Annotated in this window: 21 protein-coding genes; 12 read left to right on the top strand and 9 right to left on the bottom strand. The window is 64.4% G+C overall.

From position 1 onward, the window contains the following. Positions 1 to 48: 48 nt before the first annotated feature. Entirely contained in the window at positions 49 to 909 is an 861-nt protein-coding gene (gene purU / locus J3L12_RS05330) for a formyltetrahydrofolate deformylase (protein WP_208014010.1), read from the bottom strand. Between the two features lie 95 nt (positions 910 to 1,004). On the opposite strand from purU, the gene J3L12_RS05335 reads away from it, so the two are divergent. Beyond that, positions 1,005 to 1,226, top strand: a complete 222-nt coding sequence (locus tag J3L12_RS05335) for a type II toxin-antitoxin system CcdA family antitoxin (protein WP_208014011.1) — start codon at positions 1,005 to 1,007, stop codon at positions 1,224 to 1,226. Next, on the top strand, positions 1,223 to 1,567 hold the full coding sequence (locus tag J3L12_RS05340; RefSeq protein WP_208014012.1) for a type II toxin-antitoxin system PemK/MazF family toxin: 345 nt from the start codon (positions 1,223 to 1,225) through the stop codon (positions 1,565 to 1,567). Before J3L12_RS05335 ends, J3L12_RS05340 begins: the two co-directional genes overlap by 4 nt. Positions 1,568 to 1,578: 11 nt before the next feature. Here the strand turns inward: J3L12_RS05340 and typA are convergent, their stop codons facing one another. Further along, complete coding sequence (gene typA / locus J3L12_RS05345; RefSeq protein WP_208014013.1) at positions 1,579 to 3,366, bottom strand: translational GTPase TypA; 1,788 nt, start codon at positions 3,364 to 3,366, stop codon at positions 1,579 to 1,581. Positions 3,367 to 3,479: 113 nt separating this feature from the next. Between typA and J3L12_RS05350 the strand changes: the two genes are divergently transcribed. Beyond that, on the top strand, positions 3,480 to 4,061 hold the full coding sequence (locus J3L12_RS05350; RefSeq protein WP_208014014.1) for a Uma2 family endonuclease: 582 nt from the start codon (positions 3,480 to 3,482) through the stop codon (positions 4,059 to 4,061). Here J3L12_RS05350 and J3L12_RS05355 read toward each other — a convergent pair. Continuing rightward, complete coding sequence (locus tag J3L12_RS05355; protein ID WP_208014015.1) at positions 4,050 to 5,600, bottom strand: GMC family oxidoreductase N-terminal domain-containing protein; 1,551 nt, start codon at positions 5,598 to 5,600, stop codon at positions 4,050 to 4,052. The two genes, J3L12_RS05350 and J3L12_RS05355, sit on opposite strands and share 12 nt — an antisense overlap. Before the next feature lie 29 nt (positions 5,601 to 5,629). After that, the gene (locus tag J3L12_RS05360; RefSeq protein WP_208014016.1) at positions 5,630 to 6,655 is read right to left on the bottom strand and encodes a LacI family DNA-binding transcriptional regulator; all 1,026 of its coding nucleotides are present in this window, start codon (positions 6,653 to 6,655) and stop codon (positions 5,630 to 5,632) included. A 157-nt stretch (positions 6,656 to 6,812) separates the two neighbouring features. Between J3L12_RS05360 and J3L12_RS05365 the strand changes: the two genes are divergently transcribed. From J3L12_RS05365 to J3L12_RS05395, 7 genes are all read left to right on the top strand, one after another. Further along, on the top strand, positions 6,813 to 8,372 hold the full coding sequence (locus J3L12_RS05365) for a ribulokinase (protein WP_208014017.1): 1,560 nt from the start codon (positions 6,813 to 6,815) through the stop codon (positions 8,370 to 8,372). 49 nt (positions 8,373 to 8,421) lie between these two features. Next, positions 8,422 to 9,726 carry a sugar ABC transporter substrate-binding protein gene (locus J3L12_RS05370; RefSeq protein WP_208014018.1) on the top strand — a complete coding sequence of 435 codons (1,305 nt, stop codon included), beginning with the start codon at positions 8,422 to 8,424 and terminating at the stop codon, positions 9,724 to 9,726. Between the two features lie 143 nt (positions 9,727 to 9,869). Continuing rightward, positions 9,870 to 10,772 carry a sugar ABC transporter permease gene (locus J3L12_RS05375; RefSeq protein WP_243454970.1) on the top strand — a complete coding sequence of 301 codons (903 nt, stop codon included), beginning with the start codon at positions 9,870 to 9,872 and terminating at the stop codon, positions 10,770 to 10,772. Continuing rightward, complete coding sequence (locus J3L12_RS05380) at positions 10,769 to 11,584, top strand: carbohydrate ABC transporter permease (RefSeq protein WP_208014019.1); 816 nt, start codon at positions 10,769 to 10,771, stop codon at positions 11,582 to 11,584. The genes J3L12_RS05375 and J3L12_RS05380 overlap by 4 nt, the downstream gene beginning before the upstream one ends. After that, a complete protein-coding gene (locus tag J3L12_RS05385) occupies positions 11,581 to 12,591 on the top strand; it encodes a zinc-dependent alcohol dehydrogenase family protein (RefSeq protein WP_208014020.1) in 1,011 nt (336 codons plus the stop codon). Before J3L12_RS05380 ends, J3L12_RS05385 begins: the two co-directional genes overlap by 4 nt. A 21-nt stretch (positions 12,592 to 12,612) precedes the next feature. Next, on the top strand, positions 12,613 to 13,389 hold the full coding sequence (locus J3L12_RS05390) for a glucose 1-dehydrogenase (RefSeq protein WP_208014021.1): 777 nt from the start codon (positions 12,613 to 12,615) through the stop codon (positions 13,387 to 13,389). Further along, positions 13,386 to 14,369 carry an alcohol dehydrogenase catalytic domain-containing protein gene (locus J3L12_RS05395; protein ID WP_347708846.1) on the top strand — a complete coding sequence of 328 codons (984 nt, stop codon included), beginning with the start codon at positions 13,386 to 13,388 and terminating at the stop codon, positions 14,367 to 14,369. Before J3L12_RS05390 ends, J3L12_RS05395 begins: the two co-directional genes overlap by 4 nt. A 5-nt stretch (positions 14,370 to 14,374) precedes the next feature. Here the strand turns inward: J3L12_RS05395 and J3L12_RS05400 are convergent, their stop codons facing one another. The 4 genes from J3L12_RS05400 to J3L12_RS05415 all read right to left on the bottom strand — a co-directional run bounded on the left by J3L12_RS05400 (position 14,375) and on the right by J3L12_RS05415 (position 17,548). Then, positions 14,375 to 15,634: a HAMP domain-containing sensor histidine kinase gene (locus tag J3L12_RS05400; protein WP_208014023.1), complete on the bottom strand. Its 1,260-nt coding sequence runs from the start codon at positions 15,632 to 15,634 to the stop codon at positions 14,375 to 14,377. A 69-nt stretch (positions 15,635 to 15,703) separates the two neighbouring features. Then, positions 15,704 to 16,351 (bottom strand): response regulator transcription factor, encoded by a 648-nt coding sequence (locus J3L12_RS05405; protein WP_208014024.1) that lies wholly within the window; start codon positions 16,349 to 16,351, stop codon positions 15,704 to 15,706. A 108-nt stretch (positions 16,352 to 16,459) separates the two neighbouring features. Then, the gene (locus J3L12_RS05410; protein WP_208014025.1) at positions 16,460 to 17,002 is read right to left on the bottom strand and encodes a TetR/AcrR family transcriptional regulator; all 543 of its coding nucleotides are present in this window, start codon (positions 17,000 to 17,002) and stop codon (positions 16,460 to 16,462) included. A 72-nt stretch (positions 17,003 to 17,074) separates the two neighbouring features. Next, complete coding sequence (locus tag J3L12_RS05415) at positions 17,075 to 17,548, bottom strand: hypothetical protein (protein ID WP_208014026.1); 474 nt, start codon at positions 17,546 to 17,548, stop codon at positions 17,075 to 17,077. A 114-nt stretch (positions 17,549 to 17,662) separates the two neighbouring features. Here J3L12_RS05415 and J3L12_RS05420 point away from each other — a divergent pair, with 114 nt between their 5' ends. After that, positions 17,663 to 18,112 (top strand): hypothetical protein, encoded by a 450-nt coding sequence (locus J3L12_RS05420; protein WP_208014027.1) that lies wholly within the window; start codon positions 17,663 to 17,665, stop codon positions 18,110 to 18,112. A gap of 49 nt (positions 18,113 to 18,161) precedes the next feature. Here J3L12_RS05420 and J3L12_RS05425 read toward each other — a convergent pair whose 3' ends face one another. After that, complete coding sequence (locus tag J3L12_RS05425) at positions 18,162 to 19,742, bottom strand: hypothetical protein (protein WP_208014028.1); 1,581 nt, start codon at positions 19,740 to 19,742, stop codon at positions 18,162 to 18,164. Between the two features lie 247 nt (positions 19,743 to 19,989). On the opposite strand from J3L12_RS05425, the gene J3L12_RS05430 reads away from it, so the two are divergent. Further along, complete coding sequence (locus tag J3L12_RS05430) at positions 19,990 to 21,900, top strand: alpha-amylase family protein (protein WP_208014029.1); 1,911 nt, start codon at positions 19,990 to 19,992, stop codon at positions 21,898 to 21,900. The last annotated feature ends 1 nt before the right edge of the window (position 21,901 follow it).

Consider the following 21,901-nt stretch of genomic DNA (forward strand, 5'->3'; position numbering starts at 1 on the left):
TCCTCCCCTTAGTGTAGCCAAGCACGGTGAAGACGGTGTGAAGTGCAATTATGAAAACACCACCGTTTTGTTGCCGTACACGATGATGCGGTCTTCCAGATGCCACTGCACCGCCCGGGCCAGCACGTTGCGCTCCAAATCCCGCCCCAGCCGCACCAGCTCGGCTACATCGTGCCGGTGCGAGACCCGGGCCACATCCTGCTCGATGATGGGCCCCTGGTCGAGTTCCTCGGTCACGTAGTGGGCCGTCGCGCCGATAATCTTCACACCGCGCATATAGGCCTGTTTGTAGGGGTTGGCCCCCACAAAAGCGGGCAAAAACGAGTGGTGGATGTTGATGATTTTGTTGGGGTAGTGGGCCACAAATCCGGCTGTCAGAATCTGCATGTAGCGGGCCAGCACCACCAGATCGGCGCCCTGGAGCAGCTCTAACATCTGCGCCTCGGCTTCCTCTTTGCGATCTTTCGCCACCGGCACATAGTGGTAGGGGATGCCAAAGCGCTCGACCTCCGGGCGCAGGTCGTCGTGGTTGGAAATTACCTGGGTAAGCTGGCAGGGCAGCTCCTGGTTGCTGTGCCGCCAGAGGAGTTCGCGCAGGGCATGGTCGTACCTGGAAACCAGAATAGCCACCTTTTTGAGGTCGGCGGCGTAGGCGATGCGCCAGTCCATCTCGAAACGGGCCGCTACCCGCTCGGCAAAGGCTTTTTCCAGGATTTCCCTCGAGACATCCAGGTGGGGGGTCTGAAACTCGAGCCGCATGAAAAATAGCCCTCCCTCGGGGTCGGTGGAGTGCTGGTCGAGGGCGGTGATGTTGGCCCCGTGGTTGTAGAGGAAGGTGGAGACCGCCGCCACAATACCGGGCCGGTCGGGGCAGGTAATCAGGAGCCTTGCAGTGGTGTCGGTCTGCATACCGGCATCAGGCTAAAGGCTGGGGGCCCAAAGCTCAAGGGAAGGGTTTACTCGAGCCGGCATGCAAAGGGTTCCTTGGGTGGTATAGTAATAGTATGAAAATCAAGACATCTATCACACTTTCAGAAGAGGTGCTCAGCGCCATAGACCGGTTGCATCCGAACCGCTCGGAGTTCATCGAAAGGTTGGTGCGACGCGAGTTAGCTGAACGGCGCAGGCGTGAACGTGAGGCCCGCGATGCCATGCTGTACACCAAGCACAATCAGGAACTGAACCAGCAAGCCCTCGAGTCGCTCGAGGATCAGGCGGAGCCATGAAGCGGGGGGAGTTATACCGGGCCCAGAACAAACACACCGACGACCCCAAGCGCCGCCGGGTCTATGTGGTCGTGAGCCGCCAGTTTCTGATAGACAGCCCCCATTCCACCGTGGTCTGTGCGCCCGTTTTCTCCAGCTACCACGGCATCAGTACCCAGGTTCCGGTGGGCCTCGAGGAGGGTCTCAAGCACCCAAGTAGCATTCACTGCGACGATCTAATCCGCATCGAAAAAAGCCGTCTGACCCAGTATGTGGGTAGATTATCGGCCCAAAAGATGGCGGAACTCGACCGTGCGCTCGCCATAGCGCTCGATCTGCCTGAGCCGGAAGGGCTTGTCTGAACCTTGAACGGTCAGACCGCCTCGGCCCGCTTGCGCTGGCTGGGGTCCAGCACCCGCTTCCTGAGGCGCAGGCTCTGGGGGGTGATTTCCAGGAGCTCGTCGGGGGCTAAGAACTCCAGGGCCTCCTCGAGGGTGAACTTGCGCGGGGGGATGAGCCTTATATTCTCGTCGGAGCCCGCCGCCCGCACGTTGGTGAGCTTTTTGTTGATGTTGACGTTCACGTTCAGGTCGTTTTCCCGCACGTGCTCACCCACAATCATGCCCACATACACTTCGGTACCGGGCTCAATGAAGAAGTTAATGCGCTCCTGCAAGCGGTACAGGCTGTAAGCGTAGGCCACCCCGGCCTCCATGGCCACGGCAGAGCCGGTGGTGCGGGTTTCCAGGCTGCCCACGTGCGGGCCGTAGGCGTGGAAGTTGTGGCTCATCACGCCCTCGCCCGCCGTGAGGGTCAGGAACAGGGTGCGAAAACCGAACAGGGCCCGGGCCGGCACGGTGAACTCGGCGCGGATGCGCCCGCCCTCCTGCTCCATATGCACCATCTGGGCCTTGCGGCTGCCCAGGGCTTCCATCACCGGGCCGAACCTGGCCTCCGGCACGTCCACCACCAGGTACTCGTAGGGCTCCTGAATCTGGCCCTCCGTCTCCTTGAACAACACGCTGGGCTGGCCCACCGAGAGCTCAAAGCCCTCGCGGCGCATGGTCTCCAGGAGCACCGAGAGGTGAAGCTCTCCGCGCCCGTGCAGCTCGAAGGTGTCGGGCGTAACCTCGATCACCCGCAGGGCCACGTTGGTCTCGAGCTCCTTCAAAAGCCGCTCCCGAATCTGGCGGCTGGTGACGAACTTGCCCTCCTTGCCCGCAAAGGGCGAGGTGTTGGGGGTGACGGTGATGCTCACGGTGGGCTCGTCCACCGCCAGGCGGGGCAGGGCCTCGGGGGCCTCCCGGGCCGCGATGGTATCGCCGATTTCCACGCCCTCCATGCCCGCAATGGCCACAATGTCGCCGGGGGTGACTTCGTCTACCTCGAGGCGCTCCAAGCCCCGGTGGGTAAAGACCGCCACCACCTTCAGGTCGCGCTGGCCGTGCTCGCCCAGAATGGTCACAAACTGGTTCTTGCGTACCGTACCCCGGTGCACCTTGCCCAGGGCAATCTTGCCCAGAAAGTTGGAGTAGTCGAGGTTGGCCACCCGGAGCTGGAAGGGGCCCTCGGCCACCTGGGGAGCGGGGATGTGCTTCAGGATGGTCTCGAAAAGGTCGGTCAGGTCGGGCTTGGGGGTTTCGCCCAGCCAGGCCGTCCCCTCCCGGCCCACCGCATACAGGTAGGGAAAGTCAAGCTGTTCATCCGAAGCGCCAAGCTCGGCCATCAGGTCAAAGGTCTCGTTCAGCACCTCGTCGGGCCGGGCGTCTTTTTTGTCCACCTTGTTGATCACCACAATGGGCTTGAGTTTGGCCTCAATGGCCTTTTTGAGCACAAAGCGGGTCTGGGGCATGGGGCCTTCGGCGGCGTCTACCAGCAAAAGCACCCCGTCCACCATGCTGAGAGCCCGCTCCACCTCGCCCCCAAAGTCGGCGTGGCCGGGGGTGTCCACAATGTTGATCTTCACGCCCCTCCATTCCACCGCGGTGTTCTTGGCCAGAATGGTAATGCCGCGCTCGCGCTCCAAATCGTTGGAGTCCATGATACGCTCGCCGCCCTCGTCGTGGCGCGAAAGAGCCTTGGCTTGTTTGAGCATCGCGTCTACCAGGGTGGTCTTACCATGGTCAACGTGCGCAATAATTGCGATGTTTCTGAGTTCCATTGGGTCTCCGGGGGGAATGGCCGTCGGGTATGCCAACAGCCGGCAACCCTGCCAGTCTAGCGGAAAAATAGCGCTTTGTATATGGCAGCGCTCACCTGCGCTAGAATTGCCTCATGGCCGCCCGCGCCCCGCGCCCTCTGCGCCTGTCCAAGGAGGAGTGGCTCGAGCTCGAAAAGCAAACCGACCAGCGTTACGAGTACCTGGACGGTTTCGTGTACGCCATGGCCGGCGAGAGCAAGCAGCACAACGAAATCGTGCTGAACATAGCCGATGCCCTCAGAGCTATCGCCAAGACACGGGGCTGCGCGTTTCAGGTGCAAACCGTTCGCACCTGGGTGGCTCAGCTCAACCGCTACTACTACCCCGATGTGGTGGTCAGTTGCGCCAAGGAGCCGCACAGCCACGAGATTCATCAGCCCTGCTTCATTGCAGAGGTGCCATCAAGCAGCACCCTCGAGCGCGACCGGCGCGAAAAGCTCGATGCCTACTTCAAAATCCCCACCCTGAAAACCTATCTGCTGGTCTCGCAGGAAGAGCGCCGGGTGGAAATTTACCAGAAGACCCCGTGGAACCTCTGGTGGAGTGAGCTGGTCAACGAAGGAACCCTGGAGATTCCCTGCCTCGAGGCCCGTCTGAGCCTAGCCCAGGTTTACGCCGGGCTCACCGTGCCCGAGGCCAAACCGCTAGACCCCTAGCAGCAGGTCGGCAGCCCGCTCGGCCACCATCAGGGTGGGGATGTGGGTGTTACCGCGCACCACCCCCGGCATCACCGAGGCATCCACCACATAGAGGTGCTCGGTGCCGTAAACCTTGAGGTGTGCGTCCACCACCTGCCCCATGCTGCACGTCCCGGCGGGGTGGTAGAGGGTCTGGGCGTGCTGGCGGATGTAGGCGGCCATCTCGGCAGCGCTCTGCACCTCGGCCTGACGGGCGTGGGGCTGGCCCCGGTAAGCATCAAAGGCTTTCTGCGCGGCTATTTCGCGGGCCAGCTCCATGCCAGCCCGCAGCACCTCCAGATCGGCGGGTTCGCGCAGGTAGTGCGGCTGGATCAGCGGGGCGTCTTCGGGGTCGGCACTTTTCAGCCCAATCCACCCCCGGCTCTGGGGCGCAACCAGGGTGGGGCCGATGGTAAAGAAATGGCCCTCCTCGCGGTCGAAGCCGTGGTTGCTGAAGAAGGCCGGGCCAAAGTGGAACTGCAAATCGGGCGCCGGGGCCTGGGGCCGGGTACGCACAAATGCCCCCGCCTCGGCCACGTTGCTCACAAAGGGCCCGCGCTGGGTGAGCAGGTAGCGAAGGATGTTGGCCAGGGTTTCGGCCTTGTCCAGGCTGACCGGGGCCTTGCAGTGCCAGATGACCGGCAGGGCCAGGTGATCCCAGAGGTTCTGCCCCACCGGCAGATCCTGGCGTACCTCGAGGCCGTGTGACTTAAGGTGTTCGGCGGGGCCAATCCCCGAGAGCATCAGGAGCTGGGGCGACTGCACCGCACCGCTCGAGACAATCACCCCCCGGCGGGCCCGCACCTGCCAGAGCTGGCCCTGATGCCGGTACTCTACCCCCACCGCCCGGGCCCCCTCCCACAGAATGCGGTGGGCCCTGGCCCCGGTCTGCACATCGAGGTTGGGGCGCGGCAGGGCGGGTCTCAGGTAGGCGCTGGCCGCGCTGTGACGGGCGCCGTTTTTCTGGTTCACATGAAAAAGGCCCACCCCCTCCTGGGTGGCGCCGTTGAAATCGTCGTTGCGCGGCAGGCCCCACTGCATGGCCGCCTCGATGAAAGCATGGCTGAGGGGGTTGGTGTACTTGCGCTCCTCCACGTGCAAGGGGCCCCGGTCGCCGTGGTACTCGGAGGGGCCCAGGGGATGGGTCTCGAGCTTCTTGAAATAAGGCAGTACCTCGGCAAACGCCCACCCCGGTTGCTGCCAGTCGTCGTAGTCGCGGGGGTTGCCGCGAATGACAATCATGGCATTAATGCTGCTGCTGCCGCCCAGCACCCTGCCGCGGGGCCAGTAGAGTTCACGCCCGTTCAGCTCGGGCTGCGGTGCGGTGTAAAAAGCCCAGTCGGAAGGCCCTTTGAAGAGCTTGGGGAAGGCCGCAGGCGCTTTGTGGTAGAGGCCCTGCTCGGGCTCACCGGCCTCGAGCACCAGCACCTTGAGGTCGGGCTTGGCGCTCAGCCGGTAGGCCAGCACACACCCCGCCGACCCCGCCCCCACAATAACGTAGTCGTATTCCTTTCTCATTCGAGGTCATTGTACGACCCGGAGTTTCCTCACCGCACCGCTGCCATCCGCGGCGGTGCACAACTGCCCCGCCGGATGAGCCGCCCGGGAAAGCGCTGCCGCACCACCTTGACAAGGGTCTGGTGCTCCACCGCATCCAGCACAATCTCCACCGCCGCCCGCCCCATCTCTTCCACCGGCTGCTCGATCACATCGAGGGGCGGGGTGACCAACGAGGTCCAGGAGTAGTTGTCGAAGGTCAAAAGCGAGACATCCTGGGGGATCCGGAGCCCCAGTTCCTGCAAAGCCCGGAAAGCCCCGGCAGCCTCGCTGCCGTTGAGAGCAAAAAGGGCGGTAGGGGGTTCGGGCAAACGCATGAGCTCGAGGGTAAGCCGATAGGCCTCGGGCTCTACCAGGCGAATCACTCGCTGGTAGCTCTCGATGACTGGAAGGCCCACCGACTTCAGCGCCTCCGGGAAGGATCGGCTGCGCTCCTCGGGGTGGTGAACTGGATCGTAGCTCCCCAGGGCCGCGATCCGACGATGGCCCAGGGCGTGCAGGTAGCGCACCCCTGCGAAGACGCAGGCCGGGTTGTCCAGCATCACATGGCTGAAGGGGCTTTCTGGGTAAAAGTAGTCAATCTCCAGAATGTAGGTGCCGCGCTCCTGCATGCGGCGGAGGTAATCCAGGTTGGGCTCGCCATAGCCCGAACGGATGATCAGGCCGCTCACCCGGTGGCCGAGCATGACCCGCAGGTTGGCCCGCTCCACCTTGGTGTCGTACTCGCTGTCGGTCACGATAAGGGCGTAGCCCCGTTCCTGAGCAGCATGGGCCACGCTACGAATCAGGCTGGCAAAGAAGGGCTCGATGATGTTGCCCACCATCAGCCCCAGGGTACGGGTACGGCCCCGGCGCAGCCCGCCCGCCACCTGGTCGGGCTCGTAGCCGAGCTCCTCGATGGCCTTTCGCACCCGCTCGAGTGTGGCCGGTGCCAGCAAGTGGGGCTCGTTAATAGCCCGCTTGGCGGTGGTGGGGGCCACCCCCGCGCGCTTGGCAACGTCAAGGATACTGGGCACGTGACCATTGTAACAAAAAGGGGCTTGACAGGCGAAGGGGGGTGTGTCATATCCTGATGGACACGAGACCATAAAGGGATAAACGTAGCAAACGGCTTCTTTGTTTTTATCGTCTGCTTCGTAATGGTCACGTGACCATCTATTGGAGGAAGGCTGGATGATACCCCTGGCGCTGGGACTGGATTACGGCACCGAGTCGGCTCGAGGTGTGCTCGTAGACCTCGAGACGGGTAGGGAGGTGGCCGCGGCGGTAGAGCGTTACCCGCATGGGGTGCTGGAACGGGCCCTACCCTCGGGCCGCCCGTTGCCCCCCTTGTACGCCCTGCACCACCCGGCGGACTATCTGACGGTCACCCGGAAGCTCATAGAGCACATGGGCGCGGAGGCCCGGCGGTGGGGTCAGGTGGTAGGCATCGGCCTCGACACCACCGCCTCCAGCCCCCTTCCCACCAACGCTGGCGGTACTCCTCTGGCCTTGCAGGAGGCTTTCGCCGACGAGCCCCACGCCTATGTGAAGCTCTGGAAGCACCACGCTGCCGAGCCCTACTCGCAGGCCATCAACCGGGCGAAACCGGCCTTCCTGACCATGTACGGCGGCAAGACTAGCGCCGAGTGGTCGCTGGCCAAGGCCTGGGAGGTGCTCGAGCAGGCCCCCGCAGTATGGCAAGCAGCAGCCCGCTGGATCGAGGTGGGCGACTGGCTGGTCTGGCAGCTCACCGGGCAGGAGGTGCGTTCGGCCTGCCAGGCCGGCTACAAGGCCCACTGGCAGCCCGGGGGCTACCCCGACAGGCAGGCCTTGGCAGCTTTGCACCCCGAGCTGTTCTCCTGGCTGGATAAGCTGAACCCGCCTCAGCCGGTAGGGCAGAAAGCAGGGGGGCTCAGCTCCCAATGGGCCACAGAAGGCCTTGCCGCAGGCACGCCGGTGGCGGTGGCAGTGATTGATGCCCACGCTGCCGTGCCGGGGGTGGGGGTAGAAGCGCCGGGAACCATGGTGGCCATCCTGGGCACCTCGAGCTGCCACCTGGCTCTAAGCCCGACCGCCCGCCCCACTCCCGGTGTAGCTGGCATTGTGCAAAACGGCATTCTGCCGGGCTTTTACGGCTACGAGTGCGGCCAGCCGGCCACCGGGGACATGCTGGCCTGGTGGGTGCGCACCCTGAGCTGGGTGGGGGGGAGTTCCGAGGCAGCCTTATTCGAGCGACTTAATCAGAGCCTCGCAGAACGCCCGGCCCCCTCGGGCCTGCTGGCTCTGGACTGGTGGAACGGCTGCCGTACCCCCCGGATGGACGCAAGCCTCAAGGGGGTACTTCATGGCCTTCGTCTGGACACCGACCCGGTGCAGATCTACCAGGCCCTCGTGGAGGCCAGCGCCCTGGGCACCCGCCTGGTCAGGGAAACCCTCGAGCAGGCCGTGGGGCCCCTCGAGCGAGTAGTGGTCACTGGTGGCCTATCGCAGTCAGACCCTATCTTGCAAACCTACGCCAACGTGCTGGGAACCCCCCTGGAAGTGAGCCCCACCCCCCAGGCCTCGGCCCGCGGGGCCGCCCTCTACGGGGCTCTGGCTGCCGGATTTCCCTTACCTCCTGCCCTTGCCCCTCGCCGTTTTACCCCTGATGAAAGGAGTGAAGCGTATCAAGAAGTCTACTTGCGATACCTCGAGCTGGCCGAGTTTTTCGGCTCCGCTTCACAAAATCCCAAGGAGGTGAGCCAAGCATAAAAACCGTCGGTAGCGGCCCCAAACCCTTTTCTTTTTAGGGAGGTAGTACATGCGTTTGTGGAAACTCTTTGCCCTGAGCCTGGCCCTGGGCCCGCTGGCCCTGGCCCAGACCACCATCACCATTGCCACCGTCAACAACCCCGACATGATCACCATGCAGAAGCTGACCCCGGAGTTTGAAAAGGCCAACCCGGGGATCAAGGTCAACTGGGTGGTGCTGCCCGAGAACGAGCTGCGCCAGAAGGTGACCACCGACATCGCCACCAACGCGGGCTCGTATGACATCCTGACCATCGGTACCTACGAGGCGCCCATCTGGGGCAAAAACGGCTGGCTGGTGGAGATCAGCGGCCTGCCTGCCTCATACGACCTCGAGGACATCATCAAACCGGTGCGGGCTGGCCTCTCGTACCAGGGCAAGCTCTACGCCCTGCCCTTCTACGCCGAGAGCTCGATGCTCTATTACCGCAAAGACTTGTTCGCAGCCAGGAACCTCACCGTCCCTGCCCAGCCCACCTGGACGCAGGCCATCAACTGGGCCAGAACCCTGCACAACCCCAGCGCCGGGGTCTACGGCATCTGCCTGCGGGGCCTGCCCGGCTGGGGTGAGAACATGGCCTTCCTCTCCACACTGGTCAACACCTACGGCGGGCGCTGGTTCGACGAGAACTGGCGGCCCCAGCTCACCAGCCCCGAGTGGAAACGGGCCATCGGGCAGTACGTGGAGCTGGTCACCAAGTACGGCCCGCCAGGGGTCACCGGCAACGGCTTCACCGAGAACCTGACCCTGATGGCCGAAGGCAAGTGCGCCATGTGGATCGACGCCACCGTGGCGGCAGGCTACCTGGCCAACCCCAAGACCTCTAAGGTGGCCGACAAGATCGGCTTCGCCAAGGCCCCGGTGGCCACCACCCCCAACGGCTCACACTGGCTGTGGAGCTGGGCGCTGGCCATTCCCAAATCGAGCAAGAAAGTCGAGGCCGCCAAGACCTTCATCACCTGGGCTACCTCCAAGGAGTACATTGCCCTGGTAGGCCGCACCCAGGGCTGGGTCTCGGCCCCTCCCGGCACCCGCTACTCCACTTACGCCAACCCCGAGTACCAGAGGGCTGCTGCCTTCGCCAAAACCGTGCTGGACTCCATCAATACCGCCGACCCCACCAAGCCCACCCTCAAGCCGGTGCCCTACACGGGAATTCAGTTCGTGGGCATACCCGAGTTCCAGGCCATCGGCACCCAGGTGGGCCAGTTCATTGCCGGCATTGTAGCCGGGCGCACCAGCCTGGACGCCGGGCTAGCCCAGGCCCAGGCTGCAACGGAGAAGATCATGAAGGAGGCGGGCTACCTCAAGTAGGCCCTGTGCGGGGTGGGGGCTTCAGGCCCCTACCCTCTCTTCTTCGGAGCCCGTAATGAATAAACCCGGACACGCTTACAACAAATCAAGCTACGGGTGGTTTGGCGGGCTCGAGAAGCCCCGCTTACCAAAAGCCAGGCGGTATGACCTTTAGCCTTACCCGAAAGAAAACCTACAGCCTGAGGCCCAACACCTTCTGGCTACTGGCCCCGGCTGTGCTGCTGCTGATCCTCTGGACGCAGATTCCCTTTGTCCTCACCCTCTACCACTCTTTTCGCCGCTTTAATCTGCTCAACCCCGAGCGGCAGGGCTTTGTGGGGCTGGAAAACTTCCACTCCCAACTCACCGACCCCATCTTCTGGACCGCGGTGCAGAACACCCTGGTGCTGGTGGGCTCGGTGCTTTTCGTCACAGTGGTTTTGGGGCTGGTGCTGGCGGTGCTCTTCTACCAGGACTTCCCCGGCAGACCCCTGGCCCGCACCCTGGTCATCTCGCCCTTTTTCGTGATGCCGGTGGTCTCGGCCCTGATCTGGAAGAACATGCTGATGCACCCGGTCTACGGGCTATTTGCCTGGATAGCCGAGCGCCTGGGACGGGAGCCCATTGACTGGTTGGCCGCATATCCCATGCCCTCCATCGTGCTGATGGTGGCCTGGCAGTGGACGCCCTTTGCTATGTTGCTCATCCTAACCGGCCTGCAGTCGCTCTCCAGGGAGCAGCTCGAGGCCGCCAAAATTGATGGAGCCAACGCCTGGCAGGAGTTCCGCTTCATCATCGTGCCCCACCTGGCCCAGACCCTGAGCGTGGTGGTGATGCTCGAGACCATCTTCCTGCTCACCATCTTCGCCGAGATATACGCCTCCACCTCCGGGGGGCCGGGCCTGGCCACCACCACCCTGCCGTATCTGATCTACCTCAAGGCCTTCGGCGAGTACCGCATCGGGGTGGCGGCGGCGGGAGCAGTCTTCGCGGTGATCCTGGCCAACATCGTGGCCATCTTTGTGCTGCGCATGATCGGGCGTAACCTGCAAGGAGGCCGCGCATGAGCCGCCGCATACGCTGGGAGCTGACCCTGCTGGCCTACCTGGCTGCCGGGGTGATGTTTTTCCCCATCTTCTGGCTCTTCCTAACCGGCTTCAAGAGCGAGGGCGAGGCCATCGCCATCCCACCCCGGCTCTTCTTTCCCCCCACCCTGGAGAGCATCCAGGAAGCCCTTACCCGTAGCGACTACGCCCAGCACTTCCTCAACTCCATCATCTCGGCCCTGGGCTCAACCCTGCTGGCCCTTCTGCTGGCCATTCCTGCGGCCTACGCCATGGCCTTCTACCCCACCCCCCGCACCCAGGGTACCCTGCTGTGGATGATCAGCACCAAGATGATGCCGCCCGTCGGGGTGATCATCCCGGTGTATCTGATCTTCCGCGACCTGCGCTGGCTGGACAACGTCTGGGCCCTGGCCCTGATGTACGCCGTGATGAACCTGCCAGTGGTGATCTGGACGCTTTACGCCTACTTCCGTGAGGTGCCTCACGAGATCATGGAGGCCGCGCGGGTGGATGGGGCCAGCACCGCCCAGGAGATGCTACAGGTGCTCCTGCCCGTCTCGGGGCCGGCCATCGCCTCGGCGGCCCTGCTGAGCATCATCCTGGCCTGGAACGAGAGCTTCTGGAGCCTCAACCTGACCGCAGCTCAGGCCTCACCGCTATCGGTTTACGTAGCCTCTTTCAAAACCGCCGAGGGCCTCTTCTGGGCCAAGATGTCGGCGGCCTCGATGATCGCCGTCCTGCCGGTGATGGTCATGGGCTGGCTGGCCCAGCGGCAGTTGGTGCGGGGTCTCACCTTTGGAGCCATCAAATGAAAGCAGCCCTCATTACCCAACCCCGAACCCTGAAGCTAGCCAACCTCGAGGCCCCCCAGGCCGGACACGGCCAGGTGCGCGTCCGGGTAGGAGCCACAGGAGTCTGCGGCACCGACCTGCACCTCTTCGAGGGTCACTTTCATGCCCGGTTGCCCCTGGTGCCTGGCCACGAGATCGCCGGGGTCATTGACCAGGTGGGCCCCGGGGTGGAGGGGCTGCAGGAGGGCCAGCTTGTAGCCCTCGACCCGGTGGTGTCCTGCGGCCAGTGCTGGGCCTGCCGGCGCGGTCAGCGGCAACACTGCCTTCACTTTCAAGCCCTTGGGGTAACCCGGGCCGGGGGCTTCGCCGAGTACGTGGTGGCTCCGGCCCCGAACGCCTACCCGGTGCAGGGCCTGAGCCCCGCTGAAGCAGCTTTCGCCGAACCGCTGGGTTGTGTGGCCTGGGGCATCCAGCGTCTAAGGCCCGAGCCGGGAAGCCGGGCCCTTCTGTTCGGGGCCGGTCCCATCGGGCTTCTGCTCATGCAAGCCCTGCTTATTTCGGGCGTGGCCCAGGTGGCGGTGGTGGATCCGGTGGCGGAGCGGCGCACCCTGGCCCTGAAGCTTGGGGCGAGCCACGCCCTGGCCCCCGGCGAGCCGACGCTCGACCTGGCACCCCACGGCTTCGACATTGTGGCCGAAGCCACTGGTGCACCCGCGGTAGTGGAGGCTATGCCACGCTACGCCGCGGTAGGGGGAAAGCTCCTTATCTTTGGGGTAGCTCCCGAGGAGGCCCGTGTTCAGGTCAGCCCCTACGACCTGTTCCAGCGCGACCTGAGCCTTATCGGCAGCTTCTCCCTCAACGGAACCCTTCCCACCGCCCTGGCCTGGCTCGAGAGTGGGCGGGTTCAGGTGGGCTCCCTCATCAGCCACCGTCTACCCCTGGAGGGCCTCGAGCAGGCCCTGGCCTATAAGGAACACCCCGGCATGGCGAGTGCTCTCAAGGTGCTTATCGAGCCGGGGCAATCTTGAACAGGGAAGTTGGTGCACAGCATGGCAACAGTTCTGAATCATTTCCGATTGGACGGACAGGTTGCTGTCGTCACCGGCGCGGCGCGGGGCATTGGGCTGGCCATCGCCACCGCCCTGGCCGAGGCCGGTGCAACGGTAATTGTCGTCGATCTTGACCCCAGCCTGGGAGAACAGAGTGCAGCCCGGCTACGCGAGATGGGCCTGCGGGCCCAGTTCCATCCCCTCGACGTCACCCAGTCTGCGCAGGCCGAGGCCCTGGCTGGGCGCTTGCAGCAGGAGTACGGGCGGGTGGATGTTCTGGTCAACAACGCCGGCATCTGCCGCAACACCCCGGCCCTGGAAACCCCCGATGAGGAGTGGCGGCTCATCTTCGAGGTCAACGTGCATGGGGTCTTCTGGTGCAGTCGGGCTTTTGGCCGACTTATGGTCGCTCAGCGCAGGGGAAGCATCGTCAACATCGCCTCGATGTCCGGGCGCATCGTCAACAAGCCCCAGCCCCAGGCCGCCTACAACGCCTCCAAGGCCGCGGTCATCCACCTGACCAGGTCTCTGGCTGCAGAGTTCGCCCCCTTCGGGGTGCGGGTCAACGCCATCTCGCCCGGCTACATCGGCACCGAGATGACCAAGCGTGGCCTGGAGACCCCCGAGTGGCGGCAGAACTGGCTCGGCCTGACCCCTTTGGGCCGCCTGGGGGAACCCGAGGAGGTGGCGAGCTGCGCCCTCTTCCTGGCCTCCGAGGCCAGCAGCTACCTGACCGGCAGCGAGCTGGTGGTGGACGGGGGGTACACGGTATGGTGAACCGAAGGCTAACGCTCCAGGGCCCCCATCATCTGGCCTGGGTGGAGGAGCCCTATCCCACCCCAGGCCCTGGCGAGGCCCTCCTGAAACCCCTGGCAGTAGGCGTCTGCGGCTCCGATCTGCACGTCTATGAAGGGCTTCACCCCTTTGTGCGCTACCCGGTCTACCCCGGCCACGAGGTGGCCGCTCAGGTGCTGGCTGTTGGCCCCGAGGCTGAACCAGGCTGGGTGGGGGCCCGGGTGGCCCTCGAGCCCTCCCTGACCTGCGGCCATTGCCCACAGTGCCGGAGCGGGCGCTACAACATCTGCCAGAACCTGCGGGTGATGGGCTTCCAGGCCCCAGGGGCCATGTCGTCGGTCTTCGTAGCGCCGATCGAGAAACTCCACCGCCTGCCCGAGACCCTGAGCGCCGAGCAGGGAGCTATGGTGGAGCCCCTGGCGGTGGCCGTTCACGCGGTGGCCCTCACTGCGGTGCAGGGGCGGGAAGTGGCAGTGCTGGGGGCTGGCACCATCGGCCTGTTGGTGGGCCAGGTGGCCCAGGCCTACGGGGCGGCCTCGGTGGAGGTGGTGGATCCGTTGGAACCTCGCCGCCGCTTTGCCGAGGAACTGGGCCTGAGAAGCAAAAGCCCCGACGCCAGCCACTACGAGGTAATCTTCGAGTGTGTTGGCAACGAGAAAGCCCTGGAAGGAGCCATTCAGGCCTGCCACAAGGGGGGGGAGGTGGTGGTAGCAGGAGTTTTCGGGCGCCCGGCCTGCATCAGCGCCGGGTTGGTGCAGGACTGGGAGCTTACCCTGCGGGGTAGCTTGATGTATACCTTCCGCGACTACCAGGAGGCCCTGCGCCTGTTGGCTCAAGGCTGCGTGCGGGTAGAGCCCCTCATCACCCACCGCTTTCCCCTGGGGGAAGCCCAGGAGGCCTTCGCCGCAGCCTTGCGGCGCGAAGAGGCGGTGAAAGTCATCCTCGAGGGCCGTGGATTCTAGTCAATTCAAGCTCTGGCCCCCGGCAACCAGAGGCCCACTCGAGCCCCCCCCTCAGGGCGATTCTCGGCCTGGGTTCGGCCCCCCATGACCTGGGCTATGGCCGCCACCAGGGCCAGCCCCAGGCCCACCCCCTCGCTCTGGTCGCTTTTGACAAAAGCCTCGAAGGCCCTGGGCAGCACCTCGGGCCGGAAGCCGGGGCCCCGGTCGCAGGCCCAGAGCCAGACGCCCCCCTGCGCGGCCTCGAGCACCAGCTTCTCCAGACCCCCGGCGTGCTTCTGGGCGTTCTGAATAAGGTTATCCACGGCCACCGAAAGCAGCCTGGGGTCGGCCTCCACCCAGCCGCTTCCCTCGACTCGCAGCCCGCGTTGCTCGAGAAAGCTTTTTAAGTCCAGCGGCGCTGTCGGTACCCGGCCCTGGCCTTCCAGCCGCGCCAGGGTCAGCAAACCCTCCAGCAGCAACTCCATGCGCCGCGCCTCGCGCAGTGCGCCCTCGGTGGCCCGGGGTTCCCCAGGCCGGCGCTGCAACACCTCCAGGTAGCCCTTCAGGGCCGTCAGGGGGTTGCGCAACTCGTGCGAAGCCCCATAGGCAAAACGCCGGGCGGCTTGCTCCTGCACTTTGAGCCGGTGCAGGGCGGTTTGGAGCTCGCCCATCAGGGTGTTCATGGCCCGAACCGCCGGGCGGGCTTCGGGAAGCTTTGGGGCTGGGAGCGGCTCGAGGTTTTCAGCGCTGCGCCGGGCCAGTTCCCGCGAAACCGTGTCCAGCGGACGCAGCGACCGGGAAAGACCCCAGGCCCCCACCGCAAAGGCCAGCAAGGCCAGCAAACCCCCCAGGCCAAGGTAGATTTGCAGTAAGCGCTGCGGCAGGGCAGCCACTTCTTCCAGGGGCGTGCCCAGGCCCAGTCCCCCCTCGTCGCTGGGCAACGCTACCCAGAGCCAGTTATCCCGAATCTGACGAAAGCTCTGGCCCTGGGATAGCGCCTGCTCGAGGCCCTCGGGGAGTTGGTAATCGCCCAGGTCGGTGTAGGCTATGCGCCCTTCGGCGCTCAGGATAAACCCCACCCCGCCAAACTCCTGCACCACCTGGGCTAAGTCCTGAATGCGCACCCGCCCCTGGCTGACCAGAAAACCCAGCCGGAAGAGGGCGGCCCGCTCAAGGGTGTCCTGCACGGTGCGCTGGGCCTGCCGAACGGTCAAAACACCCAGCGGAACCCAGAGCAAAGCCAGGGCCAGCAGAAGCCACAGCAGGAGGCGCAGACGGAGGGTCATGGGGAGGGGTTAGGAGACAGGGGTCGGGGGTCAGCGCAAAAGGGGTGAGTTCTATGCTGTGGGCCTCGCTTACTTCCTCAAGATATAGCCATGTCCCCGCAAGGTGTGGAGCAGCGGGGGTTCGCCCAGCGCCCGGCGCAGCGCCGAGAGGTGTACCTCGAGGGTGTTGGGTTCGACCTCCTCGCCCCAGACCCGCTGCATCAGGGTTTCCTTGGGCAAGAGGCGCTCGGCGTGCTCCAGGAAACACTGCAGAATCTGCAAGGCTTTGGGTGAAAGCTCTAAAGGCCGCTCCCCCCGGCGGGCCTCCATTTTGCGCGGATACAGCACCACATCGGCGTAGGAGAGTACCTCCTCGCTGCGCTTGCTGCGGCGCAGCAGGGCCTCGAGGCGGGCCACCAGTTCCGCCAGGGCGTAGGGTTTGACCAGGTAGTCGTCGGCCCCTTCGCGCAGGCCCTTGACCCGCCACTCCACCTCGTCCAGGGCCGTGAGCATCAGCACCGGCACCGCACTCACCCTGCGTATCTCGCGCAAAACCCCAAACCCATCGCCCCCTGGCAACAGCACATCCAGCACCACCACCTCCGGGCCCTCGGCCAGCCTGCGCAAACCCTCGGCGCCATTAGCCGCCTCCAGTACCTGGTAGCCCTCGAGTTCCAACCCCAAGCGCAGCGCCTCGCGCACCCCCCGATCGTCTTCAATCAGCAGCACCAGGGCCATAAGGCTATTCTGGCAGACCCAGGCTGAGCTTGTAAAAAGAGCCGAAAGCCCATTGCTGATAGCCAAGCTCAGGTTGCGCCAATGGCTGACAGCAAAAAATCCGGCTTACTATGGGTCGCTCTGTTGGGGCAGACCCCGCACAAAAAGGTCTACCCCTTCTTTCAAGAGCAGCTCCAGCGAAAAACCCGGCATGTGCTGCGCGGTCATGTACGCCCCGTGTACGATCGAAGCGAACACCACCGCGAGCGCTCTACCGTGTCCGGGCGACTCCTCCTCCAGAACACCGGCCAGTTGTTCGATGCCTCGACGCATGGCTGCAAGGGCCAGCAGCACCGCTTCCTGATCGCCCCCCCGGCGGCCCGAGTGGGCGGTCATGAGGGCGGTAAGCGGTTCCACCTGTCCACGGTAGGCCAGGGCCAGGGCCATCAGACGCTCGTGCAGGGTGCCGGGGCGCGAAAGGGCCCGCTGGGTCTCCTGGAAGCCCTCCTCGAGCAAAGCCTCCAGCAAAGCCCGTTTGGAAGCGAAGTGGTGATAGACTGCCGCTTTGGTCAGACCCAGGGTTCGGGCCAGGTCTTCCAGGCTGGTCGCCGCATACCCGCGCTCTGCAAACGCTTTGCGGGCCTTTTGCAGGAGAGCCTGGCGGGTGTCCATGTCGCTACAGCGTACGCCCCTTTTTTCCTATCCCGGTGTAGTTTCTACAACAGAAATTTCTAATAGCGCAGTTCAAAAGAGGTAGTTGACCCCAAAGCGAATCTGGATTCCGAAAGCCGTGCCGTAAATCCCGGTGGCATCCGAGGCCAGATAAAAGGTCGGGACGGCTTCGGCAAACAGGCCCGCATCACTGGCGGTGCTGTAATTCACCCCGGCCAGACCCCGAATCCCGAAAAAGTTCAGGGCGCCCAAACCCACCCAGTTGCCGCCAATCCCCCCATAGGGCAGCAGCCGACCCACCCCAAACGGGAACAGCAGGTCGGCCCCCAGCTCCAAAAAGCTGGGACTCACCCCAATCCCCAGATTGGCCCTGGCCCCAAGGCCACCCCCGAAGTTGTAGCTCCCCGCCTGCAATATCAGGCTGGTGAGGGGGGTGCCTTCCACCCACTGAAACACCAGGCTGGCCCCCGCAAAAGGCTTGGAACTTTGCGCGAAGGCCCCCAGACCCCCACACAGCAGCAGCACCACCACCAAACGTTTGACCATAGGTTTCATTTTATGGGGACATCTCCGCGAGGTTGGGCGTCCGGTGGGTTACATAAAGATTTCATTAGCTAGCCTTAAGACTTTCCAAAAGCCTTTCTCCCTACACTGCCATTTATGCGCTCATCCTACCTGGCTGTGTTACTGCTAACACCGCTGCTGGCGGCCTGTAGCGGGCAGAGCGTATTCAGACCCCCCGGCAACCCGGGCTCGCCGCCGCCACCCCCCGCACCCGGCGAAAGCTTTAGCATGGCCGCCGATACCTTCAGCCTCCCCAGGGGTGGCAGCGCCGACCTGACGGTGAGGGTCACCTTCAACAACACCAGTGTGACAAGCGTCTCCTTGAAGTACCAGAGCAACACGGCGGGCCTCGAGGTCACACCCATCGAGCAAAGCGCCGCTCGGGGAAGCTCCAATACCCAGACCGCCACCTTTCGCGTGACCGACCGCAACGTAGACCCCCTGGAGAAAAAACCCTTTTTCTACATCTACGGGGTTGCCTGCACCAACAACGGATGCAGTGGCCAGTCGCAGCGGAGCATTACGGTGCAGTGGAGCATGCCCTGATCGAAACCCCGGCGAGACCCCTCATCCCGCCGGGGATTTTGCTGGATGCTCAGTTGATCGTGCCGAGCGCCCCCTCGAGCTCCACGTCCTGGGTGTGTCCGCTCCGCACGTAAAGCCCCCGCCAGGCGTCCTCGGTGGTGAAAAAGCCGTCTAAGCGCAGGTCGGTGCCGGGCTTGATGTACTGCTTCAGGGGGCCGGTGCCCGAGCTGCGGTCACCCGCAATGTAGGGGCCATCGCCGTAGAGGTTGGTCTCGAAGTAGCCGTCGCCATCGGGGTCGAGTTCGGGTTTGTAGCGCAGGCGCAGGTTCATGATTTGCAAGGTGCGCCGGGTGCTCGAGGCGTTGTTGGTTACCAGATCGGTGCAGTTCAAGGCGTTGCAGGCGGTGGCGGGGTTCTGGATGTCGATGCCCATCCCAGGGCCGCTAAACTCCATGCCCAGCGCCCTCACCAGGCCACCGTCCCACTGCTCGTAGCCCGAGTTGTTGGCCGCAATGCGGATGCGCTTGGAAGCCCGGGTGCTCTGTACCTGCTGGCCAATCTGCTCCTGGTTAACCTGCGCCCCGGTGCGGGGGTCGGTGCAGGTGTTGGCGAAGAAGGGGTTGTCGCCCTGGTTCTGCCTCGAGGCGCCGAAGTCGCCCTTATAGTTGAGCTCGGCCAGCTTCTCGCCGGTGCGCCAGCGGGTCGCCACCACCACCACCGTGTGGAAGCGGGCGCAAACCCGCTGATCGGTGCTGGTCTCGGAGTGGATGTTGATATACCAGCCAATCTCACCATCGCGGATGGCAAACCCCTTGAACCCCTCGGCCCGCTCGGGCTGGTTGTTGGTGTACTGGGCCGTGTAGAGGAAGGGGGCCTGGTAACCAATCAAGCCGGGGTCGGAGTTGTGGTCGTGGCGGTAGTAGCACCAGTACACCGGGTCGATCTGGGGATGCCAACCCGGGTAATTGCGGCCGTCGGGGCCTCTGGCTATCCAGAGGTTATCCAGCCAGGAGGGACAGGTGGTGTTGGGCACGGGCCGCTCGGTAATGCCGGTGGGCAGGGCCGGTTCGGCGGAGGGCTGCCCGTTGCCCTCGGCCAGCAGCACCCAGTACTCCCCTTTGCCTTCGGGGGAACCCAGGGTTACCTCACCGGCCCGGAAAGTACGGGTGTAGGTGTTGAACTTCTTGCCGTCGGCAGCGGTGGTCTCGCCCCGGCGCCAGCCCGAGAGCCAGAGCGCGGAGTGCTCCCAGGCCACCACCACCGTGGCCTCGCGGGTCAGGTAGAGGCGTAGCCAGTCCGCGCGGGTAGAGCTGGAGCCGGGGGCATCCAGAAGGTCCCAGCCTGCATACTGGCTAAAGCGCGGCCCGGAAGCCTGGTTGGGGTTGTTGGGGTTGCGGTTTTTGTCGGCCTGGCGGGGCCAGTAACGCAGACCGCCATAGTTGGCCCGCAGTTTGCCAGCATCCTCACTCACCACCACATAGCGTGAAAGCAGAGTAAGGGGCTGGCCGGTGGGGTGCCGGGTTAGCGGCTCGGCCAGGAATGGGCCACTGGAGCTATCGGGGGTGGGGTTATCGGTGTACTCCCCACTGCTACAGGCGCCTAGCCACAGCCCCAAGCCCCCCAGCAGCGAAAGCATCTTCATTCGTTGCATCTTGTCCTCCCGTGTGCTGGCTCGAGTTGCAAACAACCCTTAGCCCCCAAAGTACAAGGACTTTTGACCGTTACTTTTCTGGATTAACCGCAGCTTAAGAAACGGAACCGAGTCGGCTCAGAAAGCCCTAACCGAACTCACAAACACCTCTCCGGGGCGTTACTTTCTTAAGGGCCAAACGTGGGCCTGGCTGCAATGGCTGCCGTGGGCGTAACGCACCCGAGGATTGCGTAGAATACATGAGCGCATGGACGACCAACTTTTCTTCCGGGGCCTCGCCAGCCAGATTGAAGCGCTAGACATGTATCGCTCTGCCGACCTGCAAGCCCGGGTGCGCCGCTACCTGCCCGACCTGCTCACGGGCCTGCAAGCGGTCTATGCCGAGGCCCCCCAGGTGGTCGAACGTGTTGCCCGCGTGGTTGGGCGCAACCTGGCCGAGCGCCCACCGGATTTGCAGGCTTTGGATCTCGAGCGCATCCACACCCCGGACTGGTTTCAAAAACCCCACATGCACGGCTACATCGCCTACGCCGACCGCTTCGCCGGGAACCTGAAAGGGGTGGCCGAGCGCATTCCTTACCTGAAGGAGCTGGGCATCCGCTACCTGCACCTGATGCCCCTGCTGCTGCCCCGCGAGGGCGAAAACGACGGGGGCTACGCAGTGGCCGACTACCGCCGGGTGCGCCCCGACCTCGGCAGCATGGACGACCTGCAAGCGCTCTGCACCCAGCTCCGCCGGGAGGGCATCAGCCTCTGCCTGGATCTGGTCCTGAACCACGTGGCCCGCGAACACCCCTGGGCTGTGGCCGCCCGCCAGGGCGACCCCAGGTACCGCGCGTACTTCTATGTCTATCCCGACCGCACGATGCCCGACGCATTCGAGCGCACCCTGCCCGAAATCTTCCCCGACTTCGCCCCCGGCAACTTCACCTGGGACGACGAGCTAGAGGGCTGGGTCTGGACCACCTTCAATAGCTGGCAGTGGGACGTGAACTGGAGCAACCCTGAGGTGTTTCTGGAGTACCTCGACCTGATTTTGTGGCTGGCCAACCGGGGGGTGGAGGTCTTCCGGCTGGATGCCATCGCCTTCACCTGGAAGCGCCTGGGTACGAACTGCCAGAACCAGCCCGAGGTACACGCCCTCACCCAGGCCCTGCGAGCGGCGGTGCGGATGGGCGCGCCGGCGGTGGCCTTCAAGGCCGAGGCCATCGTGGCCCCGGAAGACCTGATTGCCTACCTGGGCACCGGAGCGCACTACGGCAAGGTCTCCGAGCTGGCCTACCACAACACCCTGATGGTGCAGATCTGGAGCAGCCTGGCCAGCCGCGATACCCGCCTCTTTACCCAGGCCCTCCAGCGCTTTCCGGAAAAGCCCCCCACCACCGCCTGGGCCACCTACCTGCGCTGCCACGACGACATCGGCTGGGCCATTTCCGACACCGACGCCGCCGCCGTGGGGCTCGAGGGGGCCGCCCACCGTCGCTTTCTGTCCGAGTTCTACCGGGGCGAGTTTCCAGGGTCGTTTGCGCGGGGGATGCACTTTCAGGAGAACCCCGTCACCGGCGACCGCCGCACCTCGGGCAGTGCGGCCAGCCTGGCGGGCCTCGAGACCGCGCTCGAGTCCGGCCACCCCCGCCTGATTAACCTGGCCCTCGAGCGCCTCCTGCTGGCCCATGCGGTCTTTATCGGCTACGGCGAGGGCATCCCGCTCCTCTACATGGGCGACGAGCTGGGCCTGCTCAACGACTACGACTACGGGCAAGAACCCGCCCACCAAGACGACAACCGCTGGCTGCACCGGCCCCGGATGGACTGGGCCAAAGCCGAACGGCGCAAGCAGGCAGGCACGGTGGAGCATCGGCTCTTCCAGGGCATAAGAGCGCTGCTGGAAGCCCGCGCCCGCACCCCCCAGCTCCACGCGGCCTTTCCCACCCGCCCCCTCTGGCAGCTCAACCCTCATCTGCTGGTGCTAAAGCGCCCCCACCCTGAGGGCACCCTGGTACAGGTTTACAATTTCAGCGAGCAAGACCAGGCCCTCCCCTGGGAAACCCTGCGGGCCGAGGGCATTGTGCAGCCTTTTGATCTGATCACCCAGGCCCCCGCCCCGGCCTACCTGATGCCCTACGCCCGGCTGTGGCTTACCCAGCACCGGCTATGAA

Source organism: Meiothermus sp. CFH 77666, from assembly GCF_017497985.1.
GTDB lineage: Bacteria > Deinococcota > Deinococci > Deinococcales > Thermaceae > Meiothermus.